Source organism: Neorhizobium galegae (genome assembly GCF_017877135.1).
Classification (GTDB): Bacteria; Pseudomonadota; Alphaproteobacteria; order Rhizobiales; family Rhizobiaceae; genus Neorhizobium; species Neorhizobium galegae_A.
Window position 1 is genome coordinate 37,181 of sequence record NZ_JAGIPH010000006.1, and the last position, 25,819, is coordinate 62,999.

Sequence of the window (25,819 nt, forward strand, 5' to 3'; positions counted from 1 at the left end):
TTCTCAGCAGACATAGGCAAGCGGAATGTCGAGCGCCGGATGGCGCGTCACGTTCATCTCGATGCCGTAGATGTCGTGGAGCGTGTCGGCCGTCATCAGCGCCTGTGGCTCACCTTGTGCGATCAGGCGGCCGGCCTTCAGCGCATAGAGCCGGTCGCAGAAGCGCGCCGCCATGTTGATGTCGTGCAGCACGATGACGACGCCAAGGCCCTTTTCGTGCGACAGGCGCCGCACCAGGGCCAGCACCTCCATCTGGTGGGCGATGTCGAGCGCCGAGGTCGGCTCGTCCAGAAGAAGGCAGCCGGTATCCTGCGCCATCAGCATGGCAAGCCAGGCGCGCTGCCGCTCGCCGCCGGAAAGCGTATCGACCAGGCGATCGGAAAGCTGCTCCATGTGGGTAAGCGCCAGCGCCTCCTCGACCTTGTGGGCATCAAGATCGGAAAAACGGCCAAGCGCGCCGTGCCAGGGATAGCGCCCGCAGGCAACCAGTTCCCGCACCGTCATCGTATTGGCCGCCGTCACATCCTGCGGCAGATAAGCCACCTGACGGGCAAAGGCCTGGGCGCCCATCGCTTCCAGTGGCTTTTCGCCAAAGAACAGCCTGCCGGCGGTGGGCGCCTGCTGGCGAGCGAGCAGTTTCAGGAGCGTCGACTTGCCCGACCCGTTATGGCCGACGAGGCCGCAGATCGTGCCGGGTGCAAAGGAAATGGAGATATCCGCCAGAAGCGAGCGTCCCTCCACCGCAAAGCCCAGCGCCTCGGTGCGAAAGGCCGCCGCCGGACGGGAACCGGGCGATAGATCGGGTGAGCGCGCGTCCATGGCTGTCTCCTGTCGGCAGGGATGGGAACAGCAGCGGGCCTACTAAATATGAATAAGTTTATCAAGTATATTTGCGCGGCCATGCGGGAAACGGAAGACGCGTTGACAGACGCTTGCCTTCCCCGACTGCTCATCAAGTCCAGGACGTAGCTGAGAGCCGCATCCTCAACGCCTTCTCTCCCTCTCCCGCGTGCGGGGAAAGGGCCGGGGTGAGGGGCTAATCATTTGATAAAGTTCATGAGTTAGCCCCTCATCCGGCTGCCGCCATCTTCACCTCGTCAAGACGGGCGAAGGGCCTCCGGGGCCGCCCATACCGCCTGCCCCCGTCCGCAATGAAACTCACGCGGCGCTTCGGGTCTTCCACTCGGCGCGCAGCACATGCTTCATCGGCTTTCCGGCCGCATTGCGCGGAATGGCGTCGACGAAGATCACATGCGTCGGGCGCTTGTAGGCGGCAAGGCGCTCGCCGCAATGGGCCTTCACGGTTTCGGCGTCGAGGTTCACATCCGGGCGGCGCACGATGAAGGCTGCCCCCACCTCACCCCAGCGGTCATCGGCAACCCCGATCACGGCCACTTCGCCGACTGCCGGATGACTGCCGATGGCAGCTTCCACCTCTGCCGGATAGACGTTCTCGCCGCCGGAAATATACATGTCCTTCAGCCGGTCGGCGATGACATGGAAGCCGTCCTCGTCACAGCGCACCATGTCGCCGGTGCGGAACCAGCCATCCACGAAGGCGGCTGCCGTCTGCTCCGGCTTCTGCCAGTAGCCGGGCGAGACCGAGGGACCGCGGATCCACAATTCGCCGATCTCGCCGCTGTCGCAGTGGCGGCCCTCCTCGTCGCAGATCTTCACCTCGATGAGCGGGGCCGGGAAGCCGACGCTGCCGTGGCGACGGGCAATCTCCGTCTCGTCGAGCGGCATGTGCATGACGGTGCCCGCCTCGCTCATGCCATAGCCGTTGACCAGCGCCACGCCATCCTTCAGGTAGGCATCCACGAGCGGCGGCGGCAGCGGCGCACCGCCGATGAAGATCGCCTTCAGCCGTGCCATGCGTTCGGGCGAATAGCCCTTCTGGTCGCGCAGGATGGACGCCATCTGCGGCACGGCGAAATAATGCGTCACGCCGATCTCGTCATCGTTCAGGCAGGCAATCGTGCGCTCGGGCAGAAACCGGTCTGAAATCACCAGTGTGCCGCCCATCATCAGCGTGGTGCGGGCAATCGCCACAAGGCCGATCGTGTGGAAGAAGGGCAGGTCGCAGAAGGTGACGGAACCGGGCACGACCTCGCCGACGAACGAAAAATTCACTGCGGAATAGAAGAGGTTGCGCCGCGTCAGGATGACGCCTTTCGGCGTGCCCGTGGTGCCGGATGTGTAAAGCAGGATCGCCGGCTTGTCGGCATCGCCGCGCAGCCGCTTCATCGGCGCCGTCTGCGCAAGACGGGCATCGAGACTGCCGTCACCGCCAAGATAAGGCAGGATCGCAAGATGGGGCGCTGCATTCTTCAGCGCCTGCGCCGCCGCCTCGAATTCCGTTTCGTAGACCACCAGTTCGGGCGTGCAATCGGCAACGATGCCGGTGAGTTCGCCAATGCCGAGGCGCCAGTTGAGCGGCACGAAGATCGCCCGGATGCGCTGGCAGGCAAAGGCCATGACCAGAAGATCGACGCTGTTGCGCCCAAGGCCCGCCACGCGGAACCCCTCGCCGCGCGCCTGAAACTTCTCAAACAGAAAGGCGGCACAGCGGGCGATGCGGTCGTCCAGCTGCGCATAGGTGAGCGTCTTGCCCTCGGGCAGAAGGCGCGTCGCCACCCGCTCCGGCGAGACCCTGGCGCGGTAGCCGACCGGATCTTCTGCTACCAGCGTAAAGGAATTGCCCGCGGCAAAGCCTGCCATATCCACTTCGGTCACATGCATGAATTGCCTCCTCCGGCAGATCGCCTCCACGATCAAATAGTATGCAAGACATACGATTTTACCATGGCCTTGGCAAGATGGACGCGGGCCGCGGACGGCCGGAAAGGCGTGTGCCCGTCCTGTTTTTAAAGAGGTTGCGTGCCATGGCGGCCCGGGTCTCATGCCGCTAGACTTTAGCGCGACAGAAGAAGGACGAATCGATGGCGCCGGATGAAAAGCGGTCTCTTGGCAGGAGGCGGGACAAACAGCCCGCGCCATCCCCCGTGGCCGCCGATAGTTCAGAGGACGAACTGGAACGCAGCTGGCTGCAGCAGCTTGTGGGCTATCACCTGCGCATGGCGCATCTGGCGCTCTACCGGGATTTTGCCGCAGCCGTTGCCGATTACGACCTCACGCAGAAACAGCTTGCGGCACTGGAGCTGATCGCCACCAATCCGGGCGCCTCGCAGGTGGATATTGCCCAAGCGCTGTCGATGGACCGCGCCACGATGATGAGCATGGTCAAGCGCCTGCTGTCGCGCGGCCTGATCGAACGGCGTGCATCGAAGATCGACCGGCGGCGGCACGAAATCCGGCTGTCGCCAGAGGGTGTTTCCACGCTCGAGCGCGTCCACGGCATTATCGACCACCACGAGGACAGTTTTCTGGCCGTGCTTTCGGGCGAGGAGCGGGCGCAGCTCATCACGCTGCTGCGCCGGCTCTATGAGCGGCGCAGCGCCTGAGCTTCCCGCCGACCAGCGCCGTCACCTGCGCCCCAAACCGGGTTTTCCGGGTGATTTGCGGCTGGACAATGGCTTGCGCGGCTTGACGCATCGGGGGGCTGCGCCCACAAGGCGCTCCAGCCTAACTGTTCTGCACCACGTCTGGATTCGGAGTCTCCTGCCATGCTGCCGCCCATTGCACTCGTCACGCGTCTTAACCGCGAAGAGGAACAGGCCTGGCTGGAGGTGCTGCGCCGGGCGATGCCCGAGGAGCGCATCCTGCCGTTCGGCGAGCTTGAACCGCAGGAGCGCCGGCTTGCCGAAATCGCCATCGTCGCCAATCCCGATCCCGCAGATGTGGCCGCCTTGCCGGGCCTCTCCTTCATCCACAGCCTCTGGGCAGGCGTCGAGCGGCTCGTCATGGAACTCGGCGTCACGGCGCCGCCCATCGTGCGCCTCGTCGATCCGGAACTGTCGCGGGTGATGGCGGAAGCAGTGCTCGCCTGGACCTATTACCTGCAGCGCGACATGCCGGCCTACCGAAAATCCCAGAGCGAGAAGGTCTGGGCGCCGCGCGAATATCGCCATCCAGGCGATGTGGCGATCGGCCTTCTCGGCCTTGGCGCGCTCGGCACGGAAAGTGCCGCCCGGCTCACGCAGGCGGGCTTTCGCGTCGAGGGCTGGAGCCGTTCGCCAAAGATGCTGGAGAACGTCGTCACCCATCACGGCGAGGAGGGCTTGAAGACGCTTCTTGCCTCCAGCGACATCCTCGTCTGCCTGCTGCCGCTGACGGCCGAGACGCGCGGCCTTCTGAAGGCCGAGCGGCTGGCGCTGATGCCGCAAGGGGCGTCCCTGATCAATTTTGCCCGCGGCGCCGTGGTGGTGGCCGAGGATCTCCTCGCCGCCCTTGATCGCGGCCATCTCGAGCATGCCGTGCTCGACGTGTTCGAAAAGGAACCGCTCGAGGAAGGCTCACCGTTCTGGGCCCATCCGAACGTCACCGTGCTGCCGCATATTTCGGCCCCGACGACGCCGGTGACGGCAGCGCGCATCGTGGCTGGCAACATCGCTGCGTGGCGGGCAAGCGGCACGCTGCCGAAGACGGTGGATCGCCAGCGCGGCTACTGACCGGGCCACCCTCCCGAACGTCGAGGCCGCCCTGTTGCGCCGCCCGCAAAACCGTTGCCAAAGGGGCGTATTCTGAGGCATCATCGCAGTTGGGGACCTATCTGCCGCCCATCAAGGCGGCAGCGGGCGAAGCTTTAGCCAAGAACCGGGCCGCGCGCCCGTGGATATGACGCATGACGCAACCGCGTTGCCTGCCTTTCGCCTGCCGCGCCCTTGCGGCTGCCGCATTTTCGCTCCTCAGCCTGTCAGCGCCGGGTGTGCCCCGGGCGGCCGAGGCGGTGACGATCGTCGTCAATCCGGGCCAGAACCCGACCGATATCGATGCGGCGGTCAAAGCGGCGGGCGCCGGCGGCCGGCCCGTCGAGATCCGCCTTGCAGCCCCGACGTCTTCGGGCGTTCCGGCCGAGACGCCGGCAGCGGCAACCATCCCGACACAGCCACCCGCACCCGCTCCCCCCGCACCGACAGTCGCTGCCAGTGCGCCGGCGGGCCAGCCCTCCCCCGCCCCGTCGCAAGCAGCGCCCGCAGCCGCTTCGTCAGCCGCCCCCGCAGCCACCGTGCCCGCGCCTGCCGACGCCCGCCCGGCGCCGACCGTCACCATGACGGAAATGTGGGTGGTCTCCGATGTCTGGGAGGCGCTTGCCAAGGGCACGCAGATGTCGGCGCAGGGCGTTCTCGGCCTGCCGGCAGCCTTCCGCTCCAGCTGGGCAACGCTCGAGGCAGATCGTTATGGCCCGCGCGACGCACTGCTTTACGCGCTGTTTGCCGGCCTTTGCGGGTTTGCCGTTGCCGCAGCCGTGACGCTCGGCCTTGGACGCCTCATCCTGCCGCATGTCCCGGCGCAGCCCTTCTGGCGCGCGAGCGTGCGGCTGGCCATCGATGCCATCAGCATCTCGCTTTTCCTGTCCATTTCCCATGGCGTGCTACAGAAGGCCATGCCGCGCGGGCTGTTTTCCCATCAGGTGGCGCTTGCCATCGTCGCGACCTTCACCGGCATGCTGATCTATATGGCCGTGGCGCGCTTTGCCTTCAAACCGGCGCTTGCCGGGCGCTCACCGCTCATCAACATCAACCGGCCGAACTGGCATTTCGCCATGATGACGCTCTATGGCACGCTGAATGCTTTCATTGGCAATTCGGTGCGGCTCGCCGATGTGCGGATGCTGGCGCCGGAGGCCGCCGATAGCTGGCTGTTCCTCACCAGTTCGGTGCTGACGGTGGTCAAGCTCTGGTGGTTCATCGCCGGCAGGCGCGACATTGCCGAGGTGTTTGCCGGACGCGATGCAAGCCCGTTCAGGCGCGCGGTCGGCACGGCACTTGCCGATTTCTATATCGTTTCGGCCGTGCTGATCTGGGTTGCCGGCCTTCTCGTCGCAGGCACGGCGCACAATGCCGCCTGGGCGCGCGCAGCCGGCACCACGCAATTCCTCATCATCATGATCCCCATCCTGGATCTCTCCATCGTGTCGCTGGTGACGGCAAGGGCACGCAGACGCGAGCAGAAATACGGCACGGGGCTTCCCTCCGTGCTACTGTGGAGCCTGCGCACGCCGCTTGCCGGCGCCGTCTGGCTGACCGGCCTGCATCTCATCGTGGAGCTGTGGGAGCCGCTGATGATGGGCGCCACCACGCTCATCACCTCCTGGCTGGTCTGGCTCGAAAAGCTCAGCTTCTCGCTGATCGTCAGCTGGAGCCTCTGCAGCTTCCTCATCAAGTATTTCGAGGCAATTGCCCCGACCACCGCCGTCATCCTGCCCGGAACGGAAGACGAGGCGCATGAGAAGGCGACAAGCCGGCTGACGACGGTGCTGCCCATCGTGCGCAACCTCATCCTCGGCGCCGTGATGGCGATTGCGGCACTGGTGGTGATTTCGTCTGCCGGCATCGATGTCGCCCCGCTTCTCGCCGGCTTCGGCGTGCTCGGCCTTGCCCTTTCCTTCGGCTCTCAGACGCTGGTGAAGGATGTCGTTTCCGGCATCTTCTTCCTGGCCGAAGATGCCTTTCGCATCGGCGAATATATCGATTGCGGCAAGCTGATGGGAACGGTCGAACAGATCTCGCTGCGCTCGGTGCGTCTGCGCCACCACAACGGCCCGATCCATACCATCCCCTTCGGCCAGATCGCCTCCGTCACCAATTACAGCCGCGACTGGGGCACGACGAAATTCGAGCTGCGCTTCGACCGCGATGCGGATCTCGAAACCATCCGCAAGACCGCCAAGAAGGTCGGCATCGGGCTTCTGGAACATCCGGAATTCGGTGGCGATTTCCTCGTGCCGCTGAAGATGCAGGGCATCCAGACCGTCAACGAAACCTCCATGGTCATCCGCTTCAAGTTCACCGCACGGCCCGGAAAGCCGAGCCTCATCAAGCGCGAGGGCATGAAACGGCTGCTCGCCGCCTGCCGCGAGGCGGGCCTGCCGCTTGCCTCCAATGCGGTGGTGGTGCGCTCGGGCACCAGCACGGTCGCAGAAAGCGGCGCGGCCGCAACCGTCGTGCCGCTGCCGGTCAGCCAGGCTGGCTGAGTGCGCGACATTGCGTCGCTGTCTTCACCGGCAGGACATGGTGCTTGGAACCATAGGAGCTTCCCCGAGTTGCCGCAGGGTCGAAGACCCGCAGCAGCCAAGGGAGAGAAACCATGTCCGACCAGAGCACCGTGGAATACAAGGGGCCGGCGGGCGGCTGGGGTTCGCTGCGCGGCATCACCCGCATTTTCGGCGATGAATGGCCGACGCCAGCCGTGCTCGACACGCTGGCGCACCAGAACAAGCCCGGTGGCTTCATGTGCACGTCCTGCGCCTGGACGAAGCCTGCCAACCCCAATGTGCTGGAATTTTGCGAGAACGGCGCCAAGGCCACCATCTGGGAACTGACCCACCGCCGCTGTACGCCGGCCTTTTTCGAAAAGCACACGGTGACGGAACTCAAAGGCTGGAGCGACCATGACCTCGAACATCAGGGCCGCCTCACCCATCCGATGCGGTTCGACCGGGCAAGCGACCGCTACGTGCCCTGCTCCTGGGACGAGGCCTTTTCGGCCATCGGCGCGGAACTGAAGGCGCTCGATCCCAAATCCGTCATTTTCTACGCCTCCGGGCGCGCCAGTCTCGAAACATCCTATCTCTATCAGCTGATGGCGCGGCTCTACGGCACCAACAACCTGCCCGACAGCTCCAACATGTGCCACGAGACGACCTCGGTGGCGCTGAAGACGGTGATCGGCGAGCCCGTCGGCACCTCCGTCTACGCCGATTTTTCCACCTGCGACGCGATCTTCTTCTTCGGCCAGAACACCGGCTCCAACAGCCCGCGCTTCCTCCACCCGCTGCAGGAGGCGGTGAAGCGTGGCTGTCGCATCGTCACCTTCAATCCCGTCCGCGAACGCGGGCTGGAGGCGATGATCAACCCGCAAAGCCCGACCGAAATGCTGACCGGCCACGAGACGCCGATCTCCTGCCAGTATCTGCAGGTAAGAGCCGGCGGCGATATCGCAGCCCTGATGGGCCTCTGCAAGCATGTGCTCCAAAAGCACGAGGAGGCGCAGCGAGAGGGTCGCAGCGTTCTCGACCTCGATTTCATCGAGCGCCACACATCCGGCTTCGATGCCTTTCTCGATACGGTGCGCGCCACCAGCTGGGAGGCAATCGAAGAGAATTCCGGTCTCACCCGGCAGGCGCTTCAGGCGGCGGGCCAAGTCTATGTCGAAGCCGAGCGCGTCATCGGCGTTTACGGCATGGGGCTGACGCAGCAGGTGCACGGATTCGACAATATCGCCATGTTCGTCAACCTCCTGCTGATGAAGGGCAATATCGGGCGCGATGGCACCGGCATCTCGCCGGTGCGCGGCCATTCCAATGTGCAGGGCCAGCGCACCGTCGGCATTTCCGAAAAGCCGGAGCTGGTGCCGATGGACCGGCTGGCCGAGCTTTTCGGTTTCGAGCCGCCGATGGACAAGGGCATGAACACTGTCGAAGCCTGCGAGGGCATGCTGGAAGGAACCGTGAAAGGCTTCATCGGCCTAGGCGGCAATTTTTTGCGCGCGGTGCCAGATACAAATGTGATGGAAGCGGCGTGGACGAATATGCGCCTCACCGTCCAGATTGCCACGAAGCTTAACCGCAGCCATCTCGTCAATGGCGAGGTGGCCTATCTGCTGCCCTGCCTTGGCCGCTCCGAAGAAGACGCCCAAGCAACCGGTCCGCAGACGGTGACGATGGAGGACACGTTTTCCTGCATCCACGGCTCGATTGGACGGCGCAAGCCGGCAAGCCCCGATCTTCTGTCGGAACTGGCCATCGTTGCCGGCATCGCCAAGGCAACCCTCTCCCCCAATCCCAAGGTCACATGGGACGCATGGGTCGGCGATTACGGGCTGGTGCGCGACCTCATCGAACAGACCTATCCGGACCAGTTTCACGATTTCAACGGCCGCATGTTCACCCCCGGCGGCTTTTACCGGGGCAACAGCGCGCGCGAACGCATCTGGAAAACCAAGAGCGGACGGGCCGAGTTCTCCGTCCCGCCGGCACTCTCGGCCGCAGGCTTTGACGATGCGCCGGGGCGCTTCCGGCTGATCACGCTGCGCAGCAACGACCAGTTCAACACCACGATCTATGGCTATAGCGACCGCCTGCGCGGCATCGAGGGCACGCGCGATGTGCTCCTCATCAACCCGGACGACATGGCCCGCGCCGGGCTTTCCGAAGGGCAGGTCGTCGGCCTTTCCTCGGATGCCGAAGACGGCAAGAACCGCTTCGTCGGCGGGCTGAAGGTGACCCCCTTCGACCTGCCGGACGGCTGTCTCGGCGGCTATTATCCGGAGCTGAACGTGCTGGTGCCGCTCTCCCACCACGATATCCAGTCGAAGACACCGGCGTCCAAAGCCGTGCCGGTGCGCATCGTCCCCGGCCCTGAGGCCGGCTGACCGGGCGGCCGGATTCTCCGGCCCCTCGCCCTACGCTTATTGGCTACTGAAACAGCTTGAGCAGGTTCTGCGTGCTGCTATTGGCAATCGAGAGCGCCTGGATGCCAAGCTGCTGGCGGGTCTGTTCGGCCTTCAGCCGGGCAGATGCTTCGTCGAGATCGGCATCCACGAGCAGGCCAACGCCGGTATCCAGGGTTTCGACCAGCCCCTTAGCAAATTCCGTCTGCAGGGAAAGCCGGTTCTCTGTGGCGCCGAGATTGCTGGCGGCATCCGTCATCCGTTGCAGCATGAAGTCGACGCCTTCGAGGTAATGGGCGATATCGGCCTTCGGCGTGGTGATGTCGACTTCGGCCAGATCGAAATCGAGCGCGTAGCCGAGATTGTCGCGTACATTGCCGAGATAGACATGGGCGGCGCGATTGCCGGCATCGGGAAACACGGTCTGGTCAGCGCCGAACTGTATGAAATTGCCGGTGGCGCTCGCAAAGAGGTCCGTGCCGGATGCGGCATAATTGATGACGGTTGCGAGATCTGCGGCCGTTGAGACCGTGCCATTGGTGATGCCCAGCGCCGTATTCACCATATCGCGGTCGATGGTAACGGTGCTGACTGCATGCGGGCCGATTGCCACATCGAAGGAGATGGAGGCGGTGCGGTGGACCTGGAAGGCGCCGGAAAACGACAGGGAACCCGACGGATACATATTATCATGGTCGAGGCCGGCCGGGTTCTCGAGCCCAAGCGCCGTGTTGCCCGGAAGCGTCGAGGAAAAGTTGGAGAGAAAGATGCTCGATCCCGGCTCGCCCGACGTCTCCTTGCTGCCGATTTCGATGCCGTTTACCCCATGCGACCAGTTCGAATAGGCGGTCGCCGGAATGCTATTGGCCTGGAAATAGGTTTCGAGAACCCGCCGGTAATCCTCCGCCGTCTGGATCGTGCCCGTGGTGGTGCCAAGAGCTGCATCGACATCGGCCTTGGTCAGGGTCACCGTTGCCGTTACGCCCGGCGAATGGGTGCCGGAATCCACCGTGATGTCGAAACTGATCGAATCGGTTGGCGAGAGTGTCGCGGGGCCGGTGAAGTTATGGTCCTCGTGGCCGTTATGGGCAAAGCTGTTGATCGAGACGTCGCGGAAACCGCCGATGTCGCCCAGCGCCCACGGTTCCTTCTGCAGAATGCCGCCGCCGCCGGTGTTGAGCAGGCTGGTCTTTCCTAGATCGACCGCCATGGTGGAGATCTCGACGCTGCCGCCGGTGCGGGCAAACGAGGCCACGAGTTCGGTCTTCAGGTTCTGCGTGGTGTCGAGGAGATTGTCCGTGTAGGTCGTCTTCAACCAGTTCTGGCCGTTGAAGCTGGCAGAGGCGGCAATGCTTTCGATCTGGCCGTTCAGCTGGTCGAGCTCCTTTTGCACCTTTCGGCGATCGACACCCGGTTCGCTTGCCGCCACCAGCTTTGCCTTGAACTCGTCGAGCACGGAAATAGCCGAATCAAGCCCGGCATAGGCTACCCCAACGGTGGCCGAACCCAGGTTCAGCGCATCGCCGACGGCCGAGATCGCCTGACTATCCGAGCGCATGGTCGTGGCGATCGACCAGTAGGCGGCATTGTCGGCGGCGTCGGCAATCCGCAATCCGGAGGCGACCTCCCCTTGCGTCTGGCTGAGCTGCGCATTGACGGCGCGCAGCGTCTGCAGCGCGGAAATCGCGCCGGTATTGGTCAGGATGGATGTCACGGAAACCTCGGCAGAAGGCCCCGCAGAATCATATGGGGGCGATGTGTCTTGACAATCGCAACTTGCAAAATCGTGGTTAACCGGAGATTAACCCGACATGACGAGATGTCACATTCGTACCGGAACGTGTCACGCGGGTCTGAATGGCTAGAGCCAGGAAGCGGCGGTCTTCGGCAGGCGGCCGTCGGGATCGATGACGGACAGCGTCGGGGCGCCGGGCCAGTTCCAGCGCCAGAGCGCCACGCAACTGCCGCCCGGCGACATGAAGGACGGATAGATCACGCCATGGAAGCCGACCGCCCTCAGCCGCGCCTGCGTGGCATGGGTTTCCGGCAACAGCCCGGCATCGAGATCGGCCCGCCATTCGCAGCTGTGGATGGCTGGGGATATGCCAAGCGCGGCACACTGCGCCGCATCCGTGAGGTCTGCCAGCCGCGCACCGGACAGCGTCAGCTGCGCAATCAGCGCCGGGTGCTGCACGAACCCCTGATTATATTCCGCCCAGGCAGTAGAAAGCTCGCGCGCGGCGTAAATCGTCGGCTGACCGACGGGGTTCCAGCGCCCGCCGAACCGGGCAGCGCCCTCGCCTGAAAGCGGCGCGTGCGCCCATTGCGGCACATAGGCCCGCCATAAAATCATGTCAGGCATAGACGCCGGACCGGACCGCTTCGAGATACTGGAGAACTTTTTCCGCCTTACCTTCGCAGACGAGATCATATGCCGTCTTGCCGGCCCAGCCGGGGATCGGCTGATGCTTGAACCAGATCGCTGCGCGCTGCTCGTCGCCGGCCATCTCGGCCACCATGGCGAGGATCCGCACGACGGGGCTCAACGCCTGATCCACCTTGCGCTGGCCGGCCTTGGCCGACAGCGTGTTGCGGGCAACCCCGATCATGCGGGCAAGCTCCACCTGCGTCAGGCCGAGAAGCTCCGACACCCGACGCGGCGACAGGAAGGGCGATTGCGGATCGCCAAAGGACATGGCAGCCTTTTCGAACATCAGCGCAGACAAGGCACATCTCCTGGGCACAATTTGATCTAACAGTGCTCAAGATAGGCGCATCATCGGCGCAATGCAAGCAGCGCCCGTAACCGGCCCAATGAGGCACAGCCCTCCGCCCAGACCGGATTTTGAAGACAGCAATCGGCGAACAGGCGGGCGCGGAGGCGAAGCGGGTGTGACGACCCGATCAGCGCGCGGCAATCGCTCCGCCGGAACGCCCGCCCGACCAGCGATGCCATTCCTCCTCGCTGCCATGGAAGACATTGAGGTCGATCTTGCCCGAGACGCCCTGCGACAGGCCGGAGCCGGAATACTGCCAGAACAGCCAGCGGCGGCCCGGATAGACCTTTGACGGATGCTGCGCGACTGCCCGCAGCCAGAAGGGATAGTCCTGGAAGGCGCCGCGCAGGTTGTCGGCATAGAAGTCGGGGGCGGTGTAGATGACCGGGCGCTTGCCATAATGGCGCTCCAGGAGATCCATGAAGACCTGCATCTTCTCGCGCACCTTTTCCGGCGACAGGCGGCGCTTGCAGCTGGAATCGCCATTATATTCCACGTCGATGACCGGCGGCAGGGCGTTCGGATCGCGCGGCACGTTGCGGATGAACCAGGCGGCCTGTTCGCTGGCGACCCGGCACCAGTAGAAGAAGTGATAGGCGCCGCGCTTGATGCCGGCGGCATCGGCGCCGCGCCAGTTCTGCCTGAACATCGGGTCGAGATGGTCGCCGCCGTCGGTTGCCTTGATATAGACGAAGTTGGCGCCCTGCGACCTGAGCTTCGCCCAGTCGATATCGCCCTGCCAGCGCGAGACATCGACGCCGTGGACGGCGTGGTTGCGCGGCGACACGCGGCCGAAATTGATCGGCTTGGCATCGCCGAAACGGTGGCGATAGATGCGCGAGCGGGCACCAGACGGCTCCCGCAGGGCCGGGGCAATCACCGGCCGCTCCATCGGAAGCGGCGCGCCGGCCGCAAAGGCCACCTCTTCCAGCTGCTGCGGCCGGCCGTTGTCGCCGGCCCAGGCCAGGGCGTCGGGATGCGGGGCGTCCGGTTGGGCGGCCCGGGGAGGAGCAACGGCGGGACGGGCGGCGCCGATATCGGCCATCGGCTGGTCGACGACGTAGGGCCGGTCGGCCGGCACGGCCGCCGGCGGGCGCTGCGCGCGGGCCGTCTTCGCCATGGCGCGAGGCGCTTCATTGCTGCCAAGGGAAGCCGGCGGCACGGGCGCCAGAATGGCGCCGGTGGTTTCCTGGGAGGGCGCGATCGACAGCACGTCTTCCGTCGTGCTGGATCGGCAGCCGGCAATTGCCAGGCTCGCGAGGAGGATCGTCGATAGGGCAGAAATACGCATGAAACCGGATACTCTGTACACGAACGGGCCGGACGAGGCACCGCCATGGGTCCCCGCATTTATCGCTAACAGAGTTTTACCGGCAAAAGCTGAATGCAATCTTTACAGGGCATCGAAGGCCCGGTTCGCGTGCATGCGCTCACCGGAATGTGTCCGGAAGTTTATCGCCGGGAAATCAGGCATGGCGCTCGGGCATCTTGCCTCCCCGAAATCCGCCGTGAACCAATTCGCCCTAGCCGCGTTGTGGGTCCTCTGTTGGAACAAAAGGGGGAATTCCCGTGGACGTCATCCGTATTCTCTTCGCCATCCTGCTGCCGCCCGTCGGCGTCTTCCTGCAGGTGGGTCTCGGCCTGCATTTCTGGCTGAACATCCTCTTGACGCTCTGCGGCTATATCCCCGGCATCATCCATGCCATCTGGGTGATCGTGCGGAAGTAACGGGCCCGGCCCGGTCGTCGATCAAGCCGAGTTGAGTTTGCCTCACGCCAATTCACCCTACAGTGCTTGCCGCCGGGTGTTTGCCGGATGACGACGATGAAAAAGGACGACCGTGTGCGCCTGATCCCTGTTCTGCCGCTCTTTACCCTCTGCCTCCTCACCGCCCCGGCATTCGCGCAGGCGCCTGCCGAGGCCGAGGACGGCGGCAATCAGCGCCCGGAGCAGGCGCAGGCTGAACGCAACACACAAGAGTCGGCGAAGGAGGATGCCGCCGGCATTTTCAGCCTCCTGCCGGCCGATGTCACCACCGATCATGTGCTGCAAACGAAAGCCGGCCCGCTTGCCTATACGGCGACCGCCGGCACGCTGTCGCTGCGCGGGCAGGACGGCAAGGTGACCGCAAAGATCTTCTATACCGCCTACGGCGCCCGCGACCGGGCGCCGGGCCGGCCCGTCACCTTTGCCTTCAACGGTGGACCGGGGGCCGCCTCTGCCTATCTGCATCTCGGCCTCGTCGGCCCCAAAATCCTGCCGTTTTCCGGCGACAATGCCGATGGCACGCAGCCGGTTCTCAAGGACAATCCCGAAAGCTGGCTTGCCTTTACCGATCTCGTGCTGATCGACCCGGTCGGCACCGGCTGGAGCCGGGCTGCAAACGAAGAGGCGGCTTCCCGTTTCTTTGGCGTGCGCCAGGATGCCGAAAGCCTTGCGAAGACTATCACGCTCTACGTTCAGGCCAACGATCTTCTGTCAGCGCCCAAATATCTTCTCGGCGAAAGCTATGGCGGCTTTCGCGCCGCCAAAGTGGCGATTGCCTTGAAGAACAGCCAGAACATGATCCCGTCCGGCATCATCATGGTCTCGCCGCTGATGGAGGGCCGCTTCCTGTTCGGCGCCGATGACGATCCGCTGGCGGCTGCCCTGCAGCTTCCCTCGCTTGGGGCGGCCGAACTGGAGCGGAAGGGGCAATTCGACGCAAAAAACCTCGCCGATGCCGAAAGCTTTGCCATGGGTGAATACCTCACCACCCTTGCCGGCGCCGAGCCGCAGGGCGAGCGGGCAAAAGGCTTCTACGGCAGGATTGCGCAGCTGACCGGCGTGCCGGCGGACGTCGCGGCACGCACGCGCGGCTTCGTCGGCAATGTCTATGCCAAGCAGGCCGCCGGTACGGGGCACATTGTCAGCCCCTATGACGCCGGCATTGCACTGCCCGACGCCTATCCGGAAGCACCCTACGGGCGCAATGACGATCCGGTTCTGGAAGGGTATACGCGCGCCTACGGCTCGGCCTTCGCCGCCTATGCCCGCGAGATTTTGGGCTTTCGCACCGACATGACCTACACGCTGCTGAACGAAGAGATAAACCGCAAGTGGGAATGGAACGGCGGTCGCGGCAGCGAAAACAACCGCGTCACGGCCGGCATCTCCACTGATCTGCGCGATCTCTTCTCCGTCATCCCCTCCTTCAGGCTGATGGTGGCGCATGGCTATAGCGATATCCTCACACCCTATGGCATGAGCCGCTATGTGCTGAACCACCTGCCGGCGGATCTCGTCACAGACCGCGCTAGCCTGAAGCTCTATCGCGGCGGACACATGTTCTACACCCGTGAGGACGACCGCCGGGCAATGTTTGAGGATGCCCGCGCCTTTTACGAGGGTGGAAAAGCCGGTAACTGAATTTTTCGCCGCCTTCAGATTCCACACGAAGGGGCGGGAACTTTCGCCCCCCTTTGCCACTTGAAGGGGAATGGCAGATCATGAGCGCACGCCCTTTTCAACCTCGACCCGGTCACCCTCGCCCCGGCCATCCGGGCAAGGCCCCGATGGACGCGACCGGCTGATCCTTGCGCTCTACGCGCAGCTGAAAGCCGAGCGGGAAACGCGCGAAGCCATCGAATGGGCCGCCCGCAACGGCGGGCTCTCCAGCGAGGTTCTGGCGGCGATGGCGGGCGATCCTGTGCCCGTCATCACCGATGTGGACGTTGCCGCCGTCGAGCGGCTTCTCGCCCGCGAGCGCGCTGCAGCCGATGATCATGCCCCTCAAGGAGACACCCCATGACGCGGCGGGCGAGCTGGAGAGGTCATCTGAAGTTCGGTGACCTTGTCTGTGATGTCGGGCTCTATTCGGCGCTGACCTCGACGGAAAAGATATCCTTCAACATCGTCAACCGCCGCACCGGCAACCGTGTCGAACGGCAATATGTCGATAGCGATACCGGAGATGCGGTGGACAGGGACGACCAGGTCAAAGGCTATGAGCTGGAAAACGGCGAGCACCTGATCATCGAGGGCGACGAGCTTTCGCAGCTGATGCCCGACAATGACAAGGTGATCCGCATCACCGGCTTTCTCGATTGCGACGAGATCGACAAGCTCTATTTCGACCGCCCCTATTATCTGAGCCCGTCCTCGCCGGCAGATGACGAAGGCCTCTCTGTGTTTGCCCGCGCGATGAAAAAGGAGGGCGTGGCAGCGCTTGGCGAAGCGGTGCTGTTTCGCCGCAACCGCATTCTCCTCATACGCCCGCAGGCCGATGCGCTGGTCGCCACCACCTTGAACTACGATTACGAGGTGCGCGCCAAGGCAACCGTGTTCAAGGGCATTCCGGACGTCTCGTTCGACGACGAGATGCTGGAACTCGCCGGCCATATCATCGCCAAGCGCTCCGGCACCTTCGATCCGAGCGCCTATACGGACCGCTACAATGATGCGCTGGGGGAACTGGTGAAAGCGAAGATCGAGGGCCGCCCCATTGAGAAGCGCGCTCCCGAAAAGCGGGATAATGTCATCGACCTCAGGCAGGCGCTGCGCGAAAGTGCGGGCGCCGCAAGCCCCAAGACATCCAAGCCGAGCGCGAAAAAGGCGAACGCGCCGCGCAATAGCAAGAGCAAGAGCAAGAAGGCGGGCTGATCCATGGGCTTGCAGCGCTACAAGGCCAAACGCCGCTTCGATGCCACGCCCGAGCCGAGCGGCGATGAGGCGGCGAAAAAGAGCGCTGCTTCGGAAGGCGCAAGCTTCGTCATCCAGAAACATGCCGCGCGCCGCCTGCATTACGATTTCCGGCTGGAAATGGATGGCGTCCTCAAAAGCTGGGCGGTAACACGCGGTCCAAGCCTTGATCCGGACGAGAAGCGGCTTGCCGTGCATGTGGAAGATCACCCCCTGAGCTATGGCGATTTCGAAGGCGTCATCCCGCGCGGGCAATATGGCGGCGGCACGGTGATCCTCTGGGATCGCGGCACCTGGCAGCCGGTGGGCGATGCCAGGACCGGTTACCGCAAGGGGCATCTGGAATTTACTCTGGATGGCGAAAAGCTCTCCGGGCGCTGGCATCTGGTGCGCATGCATGGAAAGCCCGAGGAGAAGCGTGAGAACTGGCTGCTGATCAAGGTGGAGGATGAGGTGGCGCGTCCCGGCAGCGGCGCCGATCTTCTGGACGAACTGCCGCTATCGGTAAAGACCGGCCGCAGCATCGAGGAGGTGGCGAAAAAGCCGGACGATACCTGGAATTCAAAGCCGCTGTCTGCCAAGGCGCGCAAGGCTTCGGCCGGGGAGGAACAGGCGCATGCCTTTCCCAAAGGATCGAAGAAGGCAAAACTGCCCGATTTCGTCGCGCCCGCGCTTGCCACGCTGAAGCCGAAGCCGCCGCGCGGCGAGCGCTGGCTGCACGAGATCAAGTTCGATGGATACCGGCTGCAGGCGCATCTTGAAGACGGCGCGGTGAAGCTGCTGACCCGGAGCGGCCTCGACTGGACGGAAAAATTCGGCACGGCCGTGCCCGCGGCCATCGCCGCCCTTCCCGCACGCGAGGCGCTGATCGATGGCGAAATCGTCGTGCAGCGCGACAACGGCGCCTCCGATTTCTCCGCCCTGCAACAGGATCTGAGCGAAGGCCGCAGCGATCGCTTTGTCTATTATGCCTTCGATCTTCTGCACCTCGATGGCATGGACCTCAGGAACTCAGCGCTTGTGGAGCGCAAGGCGCTTCTGGAAAAGCTTCTGCCGTCCGGCGACGACGCCCTGCGCTACAGCGAGCATTTTAATGAGAACGGCGATCTTGTGCTGGATCATGCCTGCAGGCTCAGCCTCGAGGGCGTCATTTCCAAGCAGCGCGCCAGCCGCTATGCCTCAGGCCGCAGCGGAGAGTGGGTGAAGTCCAAATGCTCGCTGAGGCAGGAATTCGTCATCGGCGGCTATACGCTCTCCTCCACATCCGACCAGGCGATCGGCTCGCTGGCGCTCGGTGTCTACAAGGAGGGCAAGCTGTCCCATGTTGGCCGTGTCGGCACGGGCTTTACCGCATCCGTGGCCGAAATGCTGTTCAAACGCCTCGAGCAGACGACCACCAAGGACAGCCCGTTTTCCGAAAAGCTGTCTGCCCTTGCCCGGCGTGACCTTCATTACGTCACGCCCATCGCGGTGGCGGAAGTGGAGTTTCGCGGCTGGTCCGGCGATGGCAACCTGCGCCATGCCTCCTTCCGCGGCCTTCGCGAAGACAAGCCGGCAGACGAGATCCACCGGGAGGATGAGACCGTGCCCGAGGAAAAGCCGAAAACCTCCTCGATCCGCTTCACCCATCCCGACCGGCTCTATTGGCCGAAGGACGGCGTGACCAAGGAGGGGCTTGCCGATTACTATGCCAGCGTCTGGCGTCATATCGCGCCCTTCATCGTCGACCGTCCACTGTCGCTGCTGCGCTGCCCGTCGGGCATCGACGGCCAGCGCTTCTTCCAGAAACATGCCTGGCGCGGCATGAGCAAGACCATCGGCCAGATCGCCGACCCGAAGGACAAGGGCGGCGAACCGCTGATCCGCATTACCGATTTTGACGGGTTGATGGCGCTGGTGCAATCGGCAACGCTCGAAATCCATCCCTGGGGCGCCACGACCCGCTCCTTCGAGAAGCCGGACATGATCACCATGGATCTCGATCCGGCTGGCGATGTCGGCTGGCCGGCGGTGATCGAGGGCGCGCTGGAGCTGAAGCGGCGCCTGGAGGAGATGGGGCTCGCAGCCTTCGTCAAAACCTCCGGCGGCAAGGGGCTTCACGTGGTGACACCGCTCAAGCCTGCGGCGACCTGGGCCGAGGTGAAGGCCTTTACCAAGACGCTTGCCGGCGACATGGCGAAATCCGAACCGGACAAATATCTGGCTGTCGCCACCAAGGCCAAGCGCGGCGGACGCATTTTCGTCGACTATCTGCGCAATGGCCGCGGCAATACGGCGGTTGCGGCCTATTCCACCCGCGCACGGCCGGGCGCTGCGATCTCCACCCCCATCGACTGGTCGGAGCTGACGCCGGCCATCGGACCCGACTATTTTACCGTTGCAACGATGGCAAAACGGCTGCACGGGCTGTCTGCCGATCCGTGGGAAGGCTTTTTCGCCACCGCAAGGCCGCTTCCGAAAGGCAAGCAGTAAGAAAGCCCCGGCCGGGCGGCGCGTTTTACTTGCGCTCCGCCTGCAGGCTCTTTTTCAACGCATCCATGATGTTGACGACATTGCCGCCGGTTTTTGCCGCACCTTGCGTCTTCTTCGCGCTCGCAGCGGGCTTATCCTTCGTCTTCTTCGTCAACAGGCGCTTGATCGCCTTCTGGATCGGATCCTGAACCAGCGATGGCGTCCAGTCGGCTTTCTTTGACCTGATGCGCTTGCCTAGATCCGCAATCAGCGTCTTGTCGATCCCGCTCTCACGCTCAACAGCATCGACGGCCTCGCGCATTTCTTCCGCATAATGCAGCGTCCACAGAATGATGCCCTTTCCCGACGGCTCCAGCAGCACCGCGTGTTCGCGCTTGTAAAGAACGAGCCGCGCAATACCCACGACGCCGTTTGCCTTCATCGCCTCGCGAATGACGCCAAAAGCCTCTGCGCCGATCTTGTCCTCGGGTTTGAGGAAATGCGGCCGGTCGTACCAGATCCAGTCGATGGAACCGGCCGGCACAAAGGTCTCGATATCGATGATGCGCGTGCTTTCCAGCGCCACCGCATCGATCTCCTCATCATCCAGAAGAACGAACTCGCCGTCCTCCTTGGGGAAACCATGAACCTGGTTGCGGTCCGATACCGGCTTGTGGGTCACGCTGTCGACATAGCGGCTTTCGACGCGGTTTCCGGTCTGCCGGTTGAGAACGTGGAAGCGGATCTTGCCGCTTTGCGACACGGCCGGCGTCAACGAAACAGCCGCCGTGACAAGCGAAAGCCGCAAATGACCTTTCCAGAACGTTTGCCTCGCCAATGCCTTACTCCCGCTTCATGACGCCAAGTATCGTTCTTCGAATTCTTGTGGAAAGTCGCGCCGTTTTATCTTAGAAGACCGCGCGACAAGAGTATCAATTCTTGCATAAAACAAACCGTACCACCTATACACGAGCCACAATCTTGAGTGATGCCGATCTCAGCACCGCTATTTCCCACCAGAACCTGACAATGGTCGAGAATGGCGGAAGTTCCGGGCTGTTCGGACGGCGCGCCGGCCAATGGCGCAGAGCGACGTGACGCGCTGCTGCGACCAAGCGCCGAGCCGGCTGTAAGGCCGCGTTCAGGCTGCTGTCAGGAATTTTTCCCACTGCCTCATGAACAGACATCAACCCTGGACGTCGGTCCAGCCAATGCCTCGGGAAGGACATCGCATTGAAACTTGAGGCATTGTTGGCCCGCCGGCCGCGCATTGGCAGTGTCACGCTTGCGATCGTAACGGCACTCTATGTGCTGTTCGCGTTGAACCAGTCCTTCTGGGGCAAGACCTTCACTTATCTGTCCGGGCAGAACCTGGCGCTCGCGTGCCTGATGGTCGGCCTTTCCGGCGGCTATGTCGCGCTGTTTGTGACGGTGTCGGTCAAGTACCTGATGAAGCCGGTCCTGATCCTCTTCATCCTTACTGCCGCCGCCACGGCCTGGTTCATGGATCAGTTCGGCGTGATCGTGGATCTCGATATGATTCGCAATGCGGCCGAAACCTCCATGCCGGAAGCAAACCACCTGATTACGGCAGGCTTTGTCCTGCATATGGTTCTCTACGGCCTCCTGCCGTCGGCGCTGGTTGCCTGGGTGCGGATCCGTCATCGCAATTTTCCTAGGAAATTCGCCTATAACATGGCGATCATCGTCCCCTGCCTCGCGCTCCTCCTCGGCGCGGGACTGGCGCAGGCCGGCATTTTTGCCTTTGCCACGCGCCAGCACCGCGACTGGTTCGACACCCTCAATCCGATCTTCCCGATGGTGAGCGCCGGACGCTATCTGGCGGGCTCCGCCAAGGAGCGCGATATCGTCGCGCAACCGATCGGCACCGATGCCAAGGTCCGCGATGCCGCAACGGCTGCCAACCGCAAGCCGCGCGTCACCATTGTCGTCGTTGGCGAAACGGCGCGTGCGGACAGTTTTCAGCTCGGCGGCTATGCCCGTGCGACGAACCCGGAACTGTCCAAGCGCGATATCCTGTATTTCACCGATACATCCTCCTGCGGCACGGCAACAGCCGTCTCGGTGCCCTGCATGTTCTCCGGCCTCGGCCGCGGCAGCTATTCGCATGGCAAGGGTCTGGCGCGCGAAAACCTCATGGATGTGCTGGTGCATGCCGGCATCCGCACCGAATGGTGGGACAACAATACCGGCAGCAAGGGCATGGCAGAGCGCATTCCCTACAAGGAGCTTTACCGCTCGGATGACCCGCGCTTCTGCGAAAATGGCGAATGCAAGGATGCCATCCTGCTCGACCAGCTGAATGCGTGGCTCAACTCGGTGACCGGCGACAGCGTGCTGGTCCTGCACCAGCTCGGCAGTCATGGCCCGGCCTACTACGCCCGCTATCCCGACGAATACCGCCTGTTCACGCCCGATTGCCGCTCGTCGGAATTTTCCAAGTGCCACCGCGACGATATCGTCAATGCCTATGACAATTCGATCGCCTATACCGACCATATCCTCGCCAGCGTGATCGACATGTTGAACGCGCAGCAGGGCCGGATTTCGCCCTCGATGATCTACATGTCCGACCATGGCGAATCGCTGGGTGAAAAGGGTCTCTTCCTGCACGGCGCCCCCTGGGTGGTGGCGCCGGCGCAGCAGACCCACATCCCCTTCGTGCTGTGGCTGGGCGAGGAGGCGAAACGCCGCACCAACCCCGCCTGCTGGGCCAAGCAGGTCTCGCTGCCGCAATCGCATGACAACCTGTTCCACACGGTCCTCGGCATGATGCAGGTGGACACCGAGGTGCGCAATCCGAAGCTCGACCTCATGAGCGTATGCCAGGCGGCCAACAGTTGAGCGCGGAACCATCGCACAAGATCGGCGGCCTGAAGCACTTGGCCGCCGCCCAGCGCTACTCGCTGAGCGGGCTTGGGCGGCTGTGGCAGGAAACGGCCTTTCGCCATGAAGTGGCAGCCCTTGCCGCTTCGCTGATGTTCTTTGCCGCAATCGGCGCCCAGGCGCTGAGCTACGTGGCGCTGGTCATGCTGTTTCTGTTGGTGGTGGCGGTGGAGGCGATCAATACCGCGATCGAAGAAATCATCGACCGCATCTCGCCGGAGCAATCGCTGACCGGCAGGCATGCCAAGGATCTGGGCTCGCTGGCCGTCTATTGCGGGCTTGTGGCCTGGGCCCTACTGCTCATCACAACGCTTGCGACGCGGCTCGGGCTTTTGCCCGGGCTCTGAAACCGCTGCGGGCGCCGTGGGAAGAACCACGGCGCCTCGCCTCTCATCTGCTTTGATGTCTCTTGTCTCAGATCACGTCGCCGGGAGCGGGCGGGCGCTTGACGCCGGTGACCATGGCACGAACGAGGTTTTCACTGTGCCTGAGGCTTGCCACGAGAACGCCGGCAAGATGCAGGATAACGCAACCGATCATCACATTGACCAGCCGCCGGTGCAGGTCTTCCACCCATTCGATGCCCCAATAGGCATCGGTGGTCTGCAGCCAGCCGGTAAAGGCAACCGACGCGACCAGAATGATCAGCGCTAACACCATCAGCCCGCCCAGCGGATTATGGCCGAGATAGCGCCGCTCGCGATGGGCCACCACGTCGCTGGCATAGGCGATCACGCGGGTCGGACGACGGATGAACTGGGAAAAACGCGCGTAACGCGAGCCCGCAATGCCCATGACGAGACGCGCGGCAATCAGGCCGCCGGCGGTATATCCGGCAAATTCATGCACTTGCCGCAGGTCTTCCGCCGAAAACCAGGCAACGGCAAAGCTCGTCACCAGTCCCCAATGGAACACCCGCACATAAGGGTCCCAGACCCTGACCGTCGCCGGCATCTCAGTTACCGGTCTTCATGTCGACGGAGGCAAGCGTCTTCGGGTCGAAATAGGCTTCGACCTTCTGGCCCTTGGCATCGATGGCATAGGCCTCGTAGCAACCGTCTTCGGTCTTGATGGAGCGGATCTTCCAGCCTTCGGCCTCCAGCTTGCTCTGGAGTGCTGCGCGCGGCTGCCACTCAGCCACCGGCACATTGCATTTGTCCTTGGCGGCGGCCACGCCGGCAAACGCCAGCACCGCGCCAAGCGCGCCCGCCGTTACGGTGATCAAGAATCTCATTGGTTTCTCCATGCGTTGATGACAAGCTGCAAGGTGGAACCGCTTGCTGACATGGACCTGAAGGGCCAGAATAAGGCAAACGACGCCATCCTCTTCAGGCCCCCGTCAGCCTGGTGCGCCACAGCGCCGGCATGAACAACCGGGGCAGGACGAAGGCTGATGGCGGAGCGTGAAGGCGGCAGTGACGAACTGGGGGGAGACGAGCCTTTGAGAATTCTTCTGGTGGAAGACGACCAGACGCTGGGCGACGCAGTCAAGACGCATGCGGTTCGCCAGGGCCATGCGGTGGACTGGGCCAAGGATCAGGACAATGCAGAAGCCTGTCTCGCTGCCGTGCAATATGGCCTCATCCTTCTGGACCTGCGCCTTCCCGACGGACACGGGCTGAACATCCTGAAAGCCTTGAGGGCGAGGCGCGACAAGACGCCGGTGATCATCCTCACCGCCCATGACCAGGTGTCGGACCGTATCGAGGGTCTGAATGCCGGCGCCGACGATTATCTGGTCAAACCCTTCGATCTCGGCGAACTGGAAGCGCGCATCCACGCCGTTGCCCGCCGCTACGGCGCCCACCAGGTGCCGATGATCGAGATCGGCGATCTGCAGATCTTTCCCTCGGAGCGCCGGGTGACCCGCAGCAATGGCGAACAGCTGGCGCTTTCGGCGCGCGAATGGGCGGTTCTCGAAATGCTGTCGGTGCGGCGCAACGCCATTGTCGGCAAAAGCCAGATCGAAGAGGCGCTCTATTCCTTCGGCGCCGAAATCGAGAGCAATACGGTGGAAGTCTATGTGAGCCGGCTGCGCCGCAAGCTCGGACGCGCCACGATCGAAACGGTGCGCGGCATCGGATACCGGATGGTGAGCGATGAGCGTTAAGAGCCGCAGCATTGCAAAACAGCTGATCCTCTGGCTTTCGGGTGCCCTGTTCCTGTTCTGGCTCCTGGCGGTCGGTCTCGGCGTGTCGGTCATGCGCGAAGAGTTCGGCGAAATCTTCGACAGCTCGTTGCAAGAGACGGCCGAGCGGCTGGTGCCGCTGGTCGTCGACGATCTTTACCTGCGCGAGGATACAACGACGCCGCGCAAGCTGACGGCGCTGCGCGGCAGCGTGCCGGATGAATATCTCACCTATCAGGTGCGCGATGCCGATGGCCGCGTCCTCATGCATTCCCACAATGTCACGCCCGATCCCTATCCGGCGCCGCTCACGCCGGGTTTCTGGGAAGACGAGAGCCGGCGCATCTTCACGGTGTCCGCCGTCAGCAGTTCGCTTTTCGTGCAGGTGGCCGATTCGCTCGATCATCGCCAGGAGGCGGCGCTGGAAGGCATGACCGCGCTTCTCATGCCGATCCTGGTGCTGCTGCCGATCAGCATCGCGGCGATCTGGTGGATCGTCCGGCGCGCCCTTTTGCCGGTCGACCGGCTGCGGGCGGAAATTGCCATGAAGGACAGCGGCAACCTCTCCCCTGTCGAACTCGACGACCTGCCGCAGGAAATCCAGCCGATCAGCCAGTCTGTCAACGTGCTTCTGCAACGTCTGACGTCGGCGCTCGAGGCGGAACGGGAACTGACGGCCAACAGCGCCCACGAGCTTCGCACGCCGATTGCCGGCGCGCGGGCGCAGGTGGAAGTGCTGCTCGAAGAATTGCCGGAAGGCAGCGCCCGCGAGCATGCCAAGCGCGCCGATGGTGCGCTTCGCCGGCTGGCGGCGCTCAATGAAAAGCTGCTGCAGCTGTCACGCGCCGAGGCCGGCATCGGCGCCGGCCGCGAAACCAACGATCTCGTGCCGATCGTCGACATGATGGTCGATGAGTTCAACCGCTCCGGGCCGCTGAAGGGCCGCATCCGCTACCACCGCGGCACGGACGACCATCTGCACTGGCCGGCGGATCCGGACGCCTTTGCCATCGTGCTGCGTAATCTCATCGAAAATGCCGGCCTGCACGGGCTTGGCGAGGCGCCCATCGACGTCTTTGTCGAGGACGGCCAATCGGTGCGCGTCAGCAACGCCTCGCCGGCACTCTCCGATGCCGAGCTTTCGCAGCTTCGCCAGCGCTTTGCCCGCGGCAATGACCGCGCCCCCGGCTCCGGCCTCGGCCTTGCGATCGCCGACCGGCTGGTGACGCAGATGGGCGCAAGCCTCGTCCTGTCCTGCAGGAGCCGCAATGGCCGCGACCACGTATTTCACGCGACCGTGCAATTTGGCGAACCGGCCGCCTGAGACAATGAGAGCAAGGGGCGGGCCTGATTATGCCAGCCT

At 63.5% G+C, this 25,819-nt stretch carries 22 protein-coding genes; 13 read left to right on the plus strand and 9 right to left on the minus strand.

What is annotated here, in order from left to right:
* Nucleotides 1-3: 3 nt before the first annotated feature.
* Nucleotides 4-819 carry an ATP-binding cassette domain-containing protein gene (locus J2858_RS17285; RefSeq protein ID WP_210106089.1) on the minus strand — a complete coding sequence of 272 codons (816 nt, stop codon included), beginning with the start codon at nt 817-819 and terminating at the stop codon, nt 4-6.
* A gap of 339 nt (nt 820-1,158) precedes the next feature.
* A complete protein-coding gene (locus tag J2858_RS17290; protein ID WP_245366513.1) occupies nt 1,159-2,742 on the minus strand; it encodes an AMP-binding protein in 1,584 nt (527 codons plus the stop codon).
* A 200-nt stretch (nt 2,743-2,942) separates the two neighbouring features.
* Between J2858_RS17290 and J2858_RS17295 the strand changes: the two genes are divergently transcribed.
* The 4 genes from J2858_RS17295 (at nt 2,943) to J2858_RS17310 (ending at nt 9,495) form a co-directional block, all read left to right on the plus strand.
* Nucleotides 2,943-3,464, plus strand: coding sequence for a MarR family winged helix-turn-helix transcriptional regulator (locus tag J2858_RS17295; RefSeq protein WP_210106090.1), 522 nt, complete (start codon nt 2,943-2,945; stop codon nt 3,462-3,464).
* A 162-nt stretch (nt 3,465-3,626) separates the two neighbouring features.
* A complete protein-coding gene (locus J2858_RS17300) occupies nt 3,627-4,571 on the plus strand; it encodes a 2-hydroxyacid dehydrogenase (RefSeq protein WP_210106091.1) in 945 nt (314 codons plus the stop codon).
* 173 nt (nt 4,572-4,744) lie between these two features.
* Nucleotides 4,745-7,096 (plus strand): mechanosensitive ion channel family protein, encoded by a 2,352-nt coding sequence (locus J2858_RS17305; RefSeq protein ID WP_210106092.1) that lies wholly within the window; start codon nt 4,745-4,747, stop codon nt 7,094-7,096.
* Between the two features lie 113 nt (nt 7,097-7,209).
* Nucleotides 7,210-9,495, plus strand: a complete 2,286-nt coding sequence (locus J2858_RS17310; RefSeq protein ID WP_210106093.1) for an FdhF/YdeP family oxidoreductase — start codon at nt 7,210-7,212, stop codon at nt 9,493-9,495.
* A 43-nt stretch (nt 9,496-9,538) separates the two neighbouring features.
* Here the strand turns inward: J2858_RS17310 and J2858_RS17315 are convergent, their stop codons facing one another.
* The 4 genes from J2858_RS17315 to J2858_RS17330 form a co-directional block, all read right to left on the minus strand.
* Complete coding sequence (locus tag J2858_RS17315; protein WP_210106094.1) at nt 9,539-11,227, minus strand: flagellin; 1,689 nt, start codon at nt 11,225-11,227, stop codon at nt 9,539-9,541.
* 147 nt (nt 11,228-11,374) lie between these two features.
* Entirely contained in the window at nt 11,375-11,902 is a 528-nt protein-coding gene (locus J2858_RS17320; RefSeq protein WP_432443372.1) for an RES family NAD+ phosphorylase, read from the minus strand.
* Nucleotides 11,868-12,227: an antitoxin Xre/MbcA/ParS toxin-binding domain-containing protein gene (locus J2858_RS17325; RefSeq protein ID WP_377298192.1), complete on the minus strand. Its 360-nt coding sequence runs from the start codon at nt 12,225-12,227 to the stop codon at nt 11,868-11,870. The genes J2858_RS17320 and J2858_RS17325 overlap by 35 nt, the downstream gene beginning before the upstream one ends.
* Nucleotides 12,228-12,417: 190 nt before the next feature.
* Entirely contained in the window at nt 12,418-13,581 is a 1,164-nt protein-coding gene (locus J2858_RS17330; protein ID WP_210106097.1) for a glycoside hydrolase family 25 protein, read from the minus strand.
* A gap of 278 nt (nt 13,582-13,859) precedes the next feature.
* Between J2858_RS17330 and J2858_RS17335 the strand changes: the two genes are divergently transcribed.
* The 5 genes from J2858_RS17335 (at nt 13,860) to ligD (ending at nt 19,442) form a co-directional block, all read left to right on the plus strand.
* The gene (locus J2858_RS17335) at nt 13,860-14,018 is read left to right on the plus strand and encodes a YqaE/Pmp3 family membrane protein (protein WP_210106098.1); all 159 of its coding nucleotides are present in this window, start codon (nt 13,860-13,862) and stop codon (nt 14,016-14,018) included.
* Between the two features lie 87 nt (nt 14,019-14,105).
* Nucleotides 14,106-15,698 carry a S10 family peptidase gene (locus tag J2858_RS17340; RefSeq protein ID WP_432443368.1) on the plus strand — a complete coding sequence of 531 codons (1,593 nt, stop codon included), beginning with the start codon at nt 14,106-14,108 and terminating at the stop codon, nt 15,696-15,698.
* A 70-nt stretch (nt 15,699-15,768) separates the two neighbouring features.
* The gene (locus tag J2858_RS17345) at nt 15,769-16,080 is read left to right on the plus strand and encodes a hypothetical protein (RefSeq protein WP_245366515.1); all 312 of its coding nucleotides are present in this window, start codon (nt 15,769-15,771) and stop codon (nt 16,078-16,080) included.
* Nucleotides 16,077-16,931: a Ku protein gene (locus J2858_RS17350; RefSeq protein ID WP_210106099.1), complete on the plus strand. Its 855-nt coding sequence runs from the start codon at nt 16,077-16,079 to the stop codon at nt 16,929-16,931. Before J2858_RS17345 ends, J2858_RS17350 begins: the two co-directional genes overlap by 4 nt.
* Before the next feature lie 3 nt (nt 16,932-16,934).
* Nucleotides 16,935-19,442 (plus strand): DNA ligase D, encoded by a 2,508-nt coding sequence (gene ligD, locus J2858_RS17355; protein ID WP_210106100.1) that lies wholly within the window; start codon nt 16,935-16,937, stop codon nt 19,440-19,442.
* Nucleotides 19,443-19,467: 25 nt separating this feature from the next.
* Here ligD and J2858_RS17360 read toward each other — a convergent pair whose 3' ends face one another.
* Nucleotides 19,468-20,259: a Ku protein gene (locus tag J2858_RS17360; protein ID WP_210106101.1), complete on the minus strand. Its 792-nt coding sequence runs from the start codon at nt 20,257-20,259 to the stop codon at nt 19,468-19,470.
* A gap of 395 nt (nt 20,260-20,654) precedes the next feature.
* Between J2858_RS17360 and J2858_RS17365 the strand changes: the two genes are divergently transcribed.
* Nucleotides 20,655-22,286: a phosphoethanolamine transferase gene (locus tag J2858_RS17365; RefSeq protein ID WP_245366517.1), complete on the plus strand. Its 1,632-nt coding sequence runs from the start codon at nt 20,655-20,657 to the stop codon at nt 22,284-22,286.
* Nucleotides 22,265-22,675 (plus strand): diacylglycerol kinase, encoded by a 411-nt coding sequence (locus J2858_RS17370; RefSeq protein ID WP_210106102.1) that lies wholly within the window; start codon nt 22,265-22,267, stop codon nt 22,673-22,675. The genes J2858_RS17365 and J2858_RS17370 overlap by 22 nt, the downstream gene beginning before the upstream one ends.
* A gap of 67 nt (nt 22,676-22,742) precedes the next feature.
* On the opposite strand, the gene J2858_RS17375 is transcribed toward J2858_RS17370, so the two are convergent.
* Both J2858_RS17375 and J2858_RS17380 read right to left on the minus strand, forming a co-directional pair.
* Nucleotides 22,743-23,282, minus strand: a complete 540-nt coding sequence (locus J2858_RS17375) for a cytochrome b/b6 domain-containing protein (RefSeq protein ID WP_210106103.1) — start codon at nt 23,280-23,282, stop codon at nt 22,743-22,745.
* A gap of 1 nt (nt 23,283) precedes the next feature.
* Entirely contained in the window at nt 23,284-23,562 is a 279-nt protein-coding gene (locus tag J2858_RS17380) for a PepSY domain-containing protein (RefSeq protein WP_210106104.1), read from the minus strand.
* A gap of 207 nt (nt 23,563-23,769) precedes the next feature.
* On the opposite strand from J2858_RS17380, the gene J2858_RS17385 reads away from it, so the two are divergent.
* Together J2858_RS17385 and J2858_RS17390 are read left to right on the plus strand one after the other, a co-directional pair.
* Nucleotides 23,770-24,438, plus strand: coding sequence for a response regulator transcription factor (locus J2858_RS17385; RefSeq protein WP_210106330.1), 669 nt, complete (start codon nt 23,770-23,772; stop codon nt 24,436-24,438).
* Nucleotides 24,428-25,780, plus strand: coding sequence for a histidine kinase dimerization/phospho-acceptor domain-containing protein (locus tag J2858_RS17390; RefSeq protein ID WP_210106105.1), 1,353 nt, complete (start codon nt 24,428-24,430; stop codon nt 25,778-25,780). Before J2858_RS17385 ends, J2858_RS17390 begins: the two co-directional genes overlap by 11 nt.
* Nucleotides 25,781-25,819: the final 39 nt, after the last annotated feature.

Coding starts and splice junctions, on each gene's coding strand:
- J2858_RS17370 (WP_210106102.1), top strand. CDS start 22,265: ATGCCAGGCGGCCAACAGTTGAGCGCGGAACCATCGCACAAGATCGGC.
- J2858_RS17350 (WP_210106099.1), top strand. CDS start 16,077: ATGACGCGGCGGGCGAGCTGGAGAGGTCATCTGAAGTTCGGTGACCTT.
- J2858_RS17290 (WP_245366513.1), bottom strand. CDS start 2,742: ATGCATGTGACCGAAGTGGATATGGCAGGCTTTGCCGCGGGCAATTCC.
- J2858_RS17285 (WP_210106089.1), bottom strand. CDS start 819: ATGGACGCGCGCTCACCCGATCTATCGCCCGGTTCCCGTCCGGCGGCG.
- J2858_RS17305 (WP_210106092.1), top strand. CDS start 4,745: ATGACGCAACCGCGTTGCCTGCCTTTCGCCTGCCGCGCCCTTGCGGCT.
- J2858_RS17390 (WP_210106105.1), top strand. CDS start 24,428: ATGAGCGTTAAGAGCCGCAGCATTGCAAAACAGCTGATCCTCTGGCTT.
- J2858_RS17380 (WP_210106104.1), bottom strand. CDS start 23,562: ATGAGATTCTTGATCACCGTAACGGCGGGCGCGCTTGGCGCGGTGCTG.
- J2858_RS17310 (WP_210106093.1), top strand. CDS start 7,210: ATGTCCGACCAGAGCACCGTGGAATACAAGGGGCCGGCGGGCGGCTGG.
- J2858_RS17325 (WP_377298192.1), bottom strand. CDS start 12,227: ATGTTCGAAAAGGCTGCCATGTCCTTTGGCGATCCGCAATCGCCCTTC.
- J2858_RS17295 (WP_210106090.1), top strand. CDS start 2,943: ATGGCGCCGGATGAAAAGCGGTCTCTTGGCAGGAGGCGGGACAAACAG.
- J2858_RS17330 (WP_210106097.1), bottom strand. CDS start 13,581: ATGCGTATTTCTGCCCTATCGACGATCCTCCTCGCGAGCCTGGCAATT.
- J2858_RS17345 (WP_245366515.1), top strand. CDS start 15,769: ATGGCAGATCATGAGCGCACGCCCTTTTCAACCTCGACCCGGTCACCC.
- J2858_RS17340 (WP_432443368.1), top strand. CDS start 14,106: ATGACGACGATGAAAAAGGACGACCGTGTGCGCCTGATCCCTGTTCTG.
- ligD (WP_210106100.1), top strand. CDS start 16,935: ATGGGCTTGCAGCGCTACAAGGCCAAACGCCGCTTCGATGCCACGCCC.
- J2858_RS17375 (WP_210106103.1), bottom strand. CDS start 23,282: ATGCCGGCGACGGTCAGGGTCTGGGACCCTTATGTGCGGGTGTTCCAT.
- J2858_RS17300 (WP_210106091.1), top strand. CDS start 3,627: ATGCTGCCGCCCATTGCACTCGTCACGCGTCTTAACCGCGAAGAGGAA.